At 44.2% G+C, this 6636-nt stretch carries 6 protein-coding genes; 3 read left to right on the plus strand and 3 right to left on the minus strand.

Going from position 1 to position 6636, the window contains the following annotated elements; genetic code table 11:
- The first annotated feature begins 163 nt into the window (after positions 1-163).
- Positions 164-667, plus strand: coding sequence for a prolyl-tRNA synthetase associated domain-containing protein (locus HF864_RS09155; protein WP_169462684.1), 504 nt, complete (start codon positions 164-166; stop codon positions 665-667).
- 55 nt (positions 668-722) lie between these two features.
- On the opposite strand, the gene HF864_RS09160 is transcribed toward HF864_RS09155, so the two are convergent.
- A complete protein-coding gene (locus HF864_RS09160; RefSeq protein ID WP_169462685.1) occupies positions 723-1589 on the minus strand; it encodes an RNA methyltransferase in 867 nt (288 codons plus the stop codon).
- 166 nt (positions 1590-1755) lie between these two features.
- Between HF864_RS09160 and HF864_RS09165 the strand changes: the two genes are divergently transcribed.
- Positions 1756-2985, plus strand: a complete 1230-nt coding sequence (locus tag HF864_RS09165) for a hypothetical protein (RefSeq protein WP_169462686.1) — start codon at positions 1756-1758, stop codon at positions 2983-2985.
- Positions 2986-3166: 181 nt separating this feature from the next.
- On the opposite strand, the gene HF864_RS09170 is transcribed toward HF864_RS09165, so the two are convergent.
- A complete protein-coding gene (locus tag HF864_RS09170) occupies positions 3167-3772 on the minus strand; it encodes a YitT family protein (protein ID WP_169462687.1) in 606 nt (201 codons plus the stop codon).
- 246 nt (positions 3773-4018) lie between these two features.
- Here HF864_RS09170 and HF864_RS09605 point away from each other — a divergent pair, with 246 nt between their 5' ends.
- Positions 4019-4426 carry an HNH endonuclease signature motif containing protein gene (locus tag HF864_RS09605; RefSeq protein WP_169462688.1) on the plus strand — a complete coding sequence of 136 codons (408 nt, stop codon included), beginning with the start codon at positions 4019-4021 and terminating at the stop codon, positions 4424-4426.
- Between the two features lie 210 nt (positions 4427-4636).
- Here the strand turns inward: HF864_RS09605 and guaA are convergent, their stop codons facing one another.
- Positions 4637-6190 carry a glutamine-hydrolyzing GMP synthase gene (gene guaA / locus HF864_RS09180; RefSeq protein ID WP_169462689.1) on the minus strand — a complete coding sequence of 518 codons (1554 nt, stop codon included), beginning with the start codon at positions 6188-6190 and terminating at the stop codon, positions 4637-4639.
- Between the last annotated feature and the right edge of the window lie 446 nt (positions 6191-6636).

Here is a 6636-nt window from a genome sequence, read left to right on the forward strand (position 1 = left end):
ATCTTAGTCTCTATGCTGATTTTGGTCATAAAAATACCCCCAAAGTTGTATTTCCAACTTTGGGGGTACGGGTCAAACTCAGAAATTGAGTTACGGTTTTTTTGATTGAAACGCTTTCTTAATTTAACTATTATGGTAATAAACGTTTTATGAGGTGAGTAAAATGACCAAAGGATCCGAAGCTGCCTACCAAGAACTGCTTGACGAGCTGCAAAAACTGGACATCAAGTATGAGATGGTTGATCATCCAGCCGCTTTGACCACTGCCCAGGCCGATGCTTATATCGCTGACAAATCAGGCGTCTGCACCAAATCAATGTTTCTAAAGGATAAGCATAAAAACTTCTACCTGGTGATCATGGACGATGCCAAGCGTATGGACTTTAAGGAGTTTCAAGAACTGACCGGCGCTAAACGCATCTCAATGGCTCACGACAATGAGATTGAAGAGCAGCTGGGTCTTGAGGCTGGGATCGTCTCGCCATTTGGTATTATGAACAACTCGGCTCACAACATTCAGATCTACTTTGATCAAGATATGCTGGCTGAAAACATTCCATTGACGTTTCATCCCAACATTAACACGCATACTATTTTTCTTTCAGCGGCTGATCTGATGAAGTTTCTCAAAGCTCAAGGATTCAACTATCAAATCATTGACCTATAAAGCTCAAAACGCCCATTCGCAAAACATGAATGGACGCTTTTTTTATGCCTTCGCGCTATTCAGCAACGCGATTGCCCAGTTCCCAAAATGCTAGGGCCGAGGCTGCCGCGACGTTTAAAGAATCGACTCCTGGGGCCATGGGAATCTTGATCGTAAAATCACTTTGTTCGATCGTTGACTCCTTTAGTCCCGGACCTTCCGAACCCATGATAATCGCCAGCCGGTCCGCCGCTGCCAGCTTAGGATCATCAATGCTGACGGTATTATGCCGCAATGCCATGGCTGCTGTCTGATATCCGGCCTGATGAAGCAGCTCGATGCCGCCATTCTGCCAGGTTTTGGCATCAATATATGTCCAAGGCACTTGAAAAACGGTGCCCATCGCCACGCGCGAAGAGCGACGATAAAAAGGATCCGCCGAGTCGCTGGTCACGATGACGCCATTAATCCCCAAAGCCGCCGCCGACCGAAAAATCGCACCAATGTTAGCTGGGTTGACCACGCTCTCAAGAACGGCAATACGGGGATGCTCAGTCGGCATGGTCGCCAAAAAGTCAGCCAGCTCCAAACGCTTAACGCGATGCATCGCTGCCAGCGCCCCACGCAAAAGGTTATAGCCCGGCAGCTGGCGAAGCAGTTGGCTATTGGCAACGTAAATTGGCGTTTGACCTAAGCCGCTGGTCTGATTGGCCGCCATTTCACGATCCAGATCTGCTAAGTCGCGATCCAAGGCTTTCTCTTCTACCAATAGCGAGGCCGGTCGATAGCCAGCGCGCATGGCCCGTTCAATTACCTTGGGACTTTCTGCGATAAAAAGGCCAGGGTTGGGCTCCAGGGCATGAAACAGCTGGGCTTCATTCAATCGTACGTATGGGTCCAAATCTGCGCCATTCAGATCATCGAGAAAAATTAAGTTATGCATGTTTTTTACCTGTCCTTAAAAGTCTAAAACTATTTTAGCATAACCAACCAATGCCCTTTAGTTAGGCAGTCGTGCTAAAGTTAACTGAAAAGCCCGACAACGTTCGCACTTGTTTCAAAATTTCCAGCTATAATTACCGATTAAATCAATTGGAACGAGCAAAAATATGAATTCTAAAACCATCTTAAAAAACAATCGCGCGGCCGGCTTGATTATCCTAACGATTGGCCTGCTGCTGACTGGTCAAATGATTACCGGACATGGGATCGTTGGTGCCGACAGCGTTTTTCACTACAATCGTTTTTATGAGACCTACTCACAGCTGAAACATTTAAACTTCAGCTGGTTTCAGTCGATCTATGGCTTTAACCAGAGCGGTCGGATCGTCAATGTCGTTTATGGCCCGCTGTTTGCCTATCTAAACGGTGGCCTGCTGCTGTTGGTACACAGCTGGTATCAATATCAGATCGTCTCCAGCATCATTATCTACCTAATCGGTGGCTTTGGCATGTACCGGCTGTTAAAACGCCTCAGTATCCGCCCCATCATCGCGGCAATGATGGCCAGCTTCTATCTGACGGTAGGCTGGATGCCGCGCTGGCAGATTGGGAACAATACCACTGCCCTGGGAGCAATGCTGATACCTTACTTGCTGATGATCACGTTTGACATGATCACGGATGCCAACCGTCCCATTCGCTGGAAAAAGCTAGCTCTATTGATGAGTCTGACTATCGAGATCCATTTGCTGAGCGCGCTTTTATTCATGCTGGTGCTGATTCCGGCCTGGCTGTACGCTGTCAACCACCATCGACCTCTTCTTCAAAAAGGTCATTCACTCCATCACATCTCTGTGAACTGCCTTGATTTAACAATGACATCTGAAAGGACTTTATACTCCTATGTCAATCAGGGACTTCTTTCTGCAAGAAATATTGATATGCCACGCACAGTACGAATGCGCCCACGAAAAAATAAGAAAAGAAATTTGAAAGTTGATAAGGCCTGTCGCATCGGCCGAACATGGGAAGAGTTTCAGTCCTATCTTCAGGAACATCCTAATGCAGCCATACGTCAGCTGGATTCTGTAGAAGGAGTACGGGGAGGAAAAGTTCTTCTCACGATACACTTTGTGCAGCAAGAACTGCAACTGGCATTTCTCTGGGACGCCAATGACTCCCAGTCTGTAATAGATATCTTTGAGAAAATATATCTCGAGCTTCGCCCTGACGTTTTTATCAGGCTTTTTCCGATTCTGCTTGCCGACAACGGAAGTGAATTTTCTAACCCGAAGGCCATAGAATTTGATAAACAAGGGAACCAGCGTACACAAATGTATTATTGTGATCCAAGCGCTCCATTTCAAAGGGTTCCTGCGAAAACAACCATGAAATGATCCGCAGGATTATCCCAAAGGGCACAGACCTCGGAAATTATTCACAGGAACAGATCAACCTCATGATGAGTCATATCAATTCGTATACAAGGCCCAGTCTCGGAGATAAAAGCCCTTATGATCTGTTTACCTTTCTCCGTCCTCTTATTCTGGCATTTTTGATTTTTATATCATACATGGTTTACTTCCCTCCAAAAACAAACTTATTCATTCGCTGTACAGTAGCTTGGATAATTGGGCCTGATATCAAAACTGTAATAATCGTACAAATACCGAAGCTACCTCCCAACAAAACCCCGATAACGACCATCGCCACATCCAATATCATACGGACAATTTTGACAGGCCATCCATTTTTCTCTGCCAGAGAAAATGTCACTGCCTCATAAGAACCACGCCCAAGATTTGCTGATGCATAGATGCCAGTTCCTACTGCAAAGAGAATAATACCGATGCACATCAGCAGAAAATTTATCCAGACAATATCGCTGTATCTTTGTATCCTACTGAATATCTCTACAAACCCACTGTATACCACCTGATACAGAACAGTTCCAATATGGATCTGTGAACGGTCATAAAACCATACAAATAAGATCATGACCACTGCTATCACAAAAGAAGTCATTCCGATACTCATCCCAGTAACTTTGGAGACTCCCTGCCATAATACAGCCAAAGTTGCACTGCCAAATCCGGCATACATAGCAAGCGTAATTCCATAAGCAGAAATAATTGAACCAACAAAAATTACTATAATTTTAGTAAGCCAGTTTTTTTCTCTCATAACGCCTCTCCTGTAGATTCCTGTACAGACGAAATGATTTCTTCTTGAAGGGCGGGAAAGTGCTTAGAAGCCCTCTGAAGTAATTCATGACTAATCTCATCAGCTTATATAATCTCCATTTCAATGCTTTTCCTGATATCGAACAATAAAAAAAGCCACACAGTTATTATAAAAATAACTGTGTGGCAAAAAGATGACCGGAATCCGGAAAAGTCCACAAATATTTTACTTCAGGAAGTGTAGATCGTGTTTTGCAAAATGTCAAGTGCTTTTTATTTGTTTAGCAAAATACAACAAATATCATATAGCTATAATTCAGCTAAAATCGATAAAGATATTGCTCAACTTATCGATGACGATGAAATTAAAAAAACTAAAGGTATTTGGCAATACGAATTGGCCATTAATTCTGGAGAAGCCGGGGCTACTAAATACCTTAATTTTCGTGGTTTTCCAAAAGATATGATGCGTAAAAAATTAAAAGAACAAGAATATCATTGTCCATTGTGTATTGAAGAAGGCAATGATAAAACCTATACATTATCCGAAATGGAAGGTGACCATATTACGCCATGGTCCGAAGGCGGTAAAACTGAATATGATAATTTGCAAATGCTATGTAAGCGTCATAATCGCTTAAAATCAAATCATTAGAACAATTAATAACCAAAAAAATCGAGTAGGATCATCATTTGACCTTACTCGATTTTTTTATCTCTATTAACAAATGAACTAGGATAGCTCCCTTTACCTCCAAGTGAATTTTTTGGAAGGGAACTTTTTGGATTTTGGTATTTTTGAATAGGATTTGCCGTCCTAAAATGCCGTCAAATTAGGCTTTCCTCTTCAAATTACTTTGATGTTTTATTCCCATTCAATTGTCGAAGGCGGTTTACTCGTGACATCGTAAAGAATCCGGTTAACGTGATCAACCTCATTTACGATGCGAACCGAAATCTTTTGCAAGACATCCCATGGAATCTTGGCAAAGTCAGCCGTCATCCCGTCAATACTGGTTACGGCTCGGATACCAACCGCGTAGTCGTAGGTCCGACCGTCACCCATCACGCCGACGGAACGAATGCCAGGCAGAACCGTAAAGTATTGCCAGATTTCTTCATCCAGACCGGCCTTCTTGATTTCTTCACGCAGGATCGCGTCACTTTCCCGCACGATTTCCAGCTTTTCAGGCGTAATTTCGCCCAATACCCGGATCCCCAGACCAGGACCTGGGAATGGCTGACGCCAAACCAGATCATGCGGAATGCCAAGCTTTTCACCCAGTTCACGGGTTTCGTCTTTAAACAGGCTGCGCAATGGTTCGATCAGCTTAAAGCCAAGCTTCTTTGGCAAGCCACCGACATTATGGTGTGACTTGATCGTTTGTGCCGTGTCGGTACCGGATTCGATAACGTCAGTGTAGAGCGTACCTTGGGCCAGGTATTCGGCATCCTTCATCTTCTTGGCTTCTTCATTGAAGACTTCAACGAATTCCTTACCAATGATCTTACGCTTTTGTTCTGGATCGGAAATGCCCTTCAGCTTACCCAAGAAGCGATCGGCAGCATCAACCTTGACGATCTTGACACCCAAGTCGCGGCTCAGTGCATTCATTACCTCATCAGCTTCGTTCTTGCGCAGCAAGCCGTGATCAACAAAGATGCAGGTCAATTGATCGCCAATCGCTTTGTGGATCAAAACGGCCGTAACGCTGGAGTCGACCCCACCAGAAAGACCCAGGATAACCTTTTTGTCGCCGACTTCTTTACGGATGCTTTCAACCTGCATATCGATAAAGTCGTCCATTGACCAGTTCGCCTTTGCACCGCAAACGTCAAAGGCGAATTTCTTCAAGATGTCCAGACCATATTGACTGTTGCGGACCTCAGCGTGGAACTGAATACCGTAAAGCTTCTTTTCGTCGTTGGCGATGGCTGAGATTGGGCAGTTTTTACTGGTAGCTACGACCTTAAAGCCTTCTGGCGCCTCAACGACGCGATCGCCATGGCTCATCCAGACGTACTGCTTCTTTGGCAGGCCTTTAAACATTACCGCATCGTCATCGGTAACTTCGATATCAGCCCGGCCATATTCAGAATCATCGGCTGGTTCAACTTTACCGCCCAGATCGTAAGACATCAGCTGCATGCCGTAGCAGATTCCTAAAATTGGAATGCCCAGCTTGTAGATTTCTGGATCGACCTTAAAGGCGTCCTTTGCGTAGACACTGTTAGGACCCCCAGAGAAAATGATGCCTTTGGGATGCATCTCTTTGATTTCTTCAGCGCTCAGCTTGTGGGAGAGCAATTCGGAATAGATGCCAAAATCACGAATCCGGCGCGTAATCAGCTGGTTGTACTGACTACCGAAGTCGAGCACGAGGATCTTGTCGAATGCATCAAGATTGACGTTAGCCACTTAGTTTCCACTCCTTTTGTAAAAGATCATTGTTATTAAATCTAAAGGCTATTTTACGGGTAAAACCGAACAAGGTCAATCCTCAAGATGATTTTATACCGTATATTGCCTAACATATTTCACTAAATTAGAATTCTCATACCACATTTACGGACAATTTATTCGAAATCAACCAGTCTAAAGCCAAGCAACCGCTTAATATCCGAACTGACAATCGTTAACCAAGACTTAGCAGACGCAAACCGACTGCGACCAAGCAGGTTATTTCTTAAGGTTTATTTTAATAATTCTTCAGTCTTATTTCTTAAGGTCAACCACCATCGGCTAAAGTCGATGGCTTGTGGGCAAACACCCCAGTATTGAGTATCCGAACCACAATTTGCATAGATACGGACGATTTACTCAAACAGCCGCAGTTGCTTGAGCAGTGATCATCTAATTACCAA

It is taken from the genome of Lactobacillus sp. MRS-253-APC-2B (assembly GCF_012843675.1).
Classification (GTDB): domain Bacteria; phylum Bacillota; class Bacilli; order Lactobacillales; family Lactobacillaceae; genus Limosilactobacillus; species Limosilactobacillus pulli.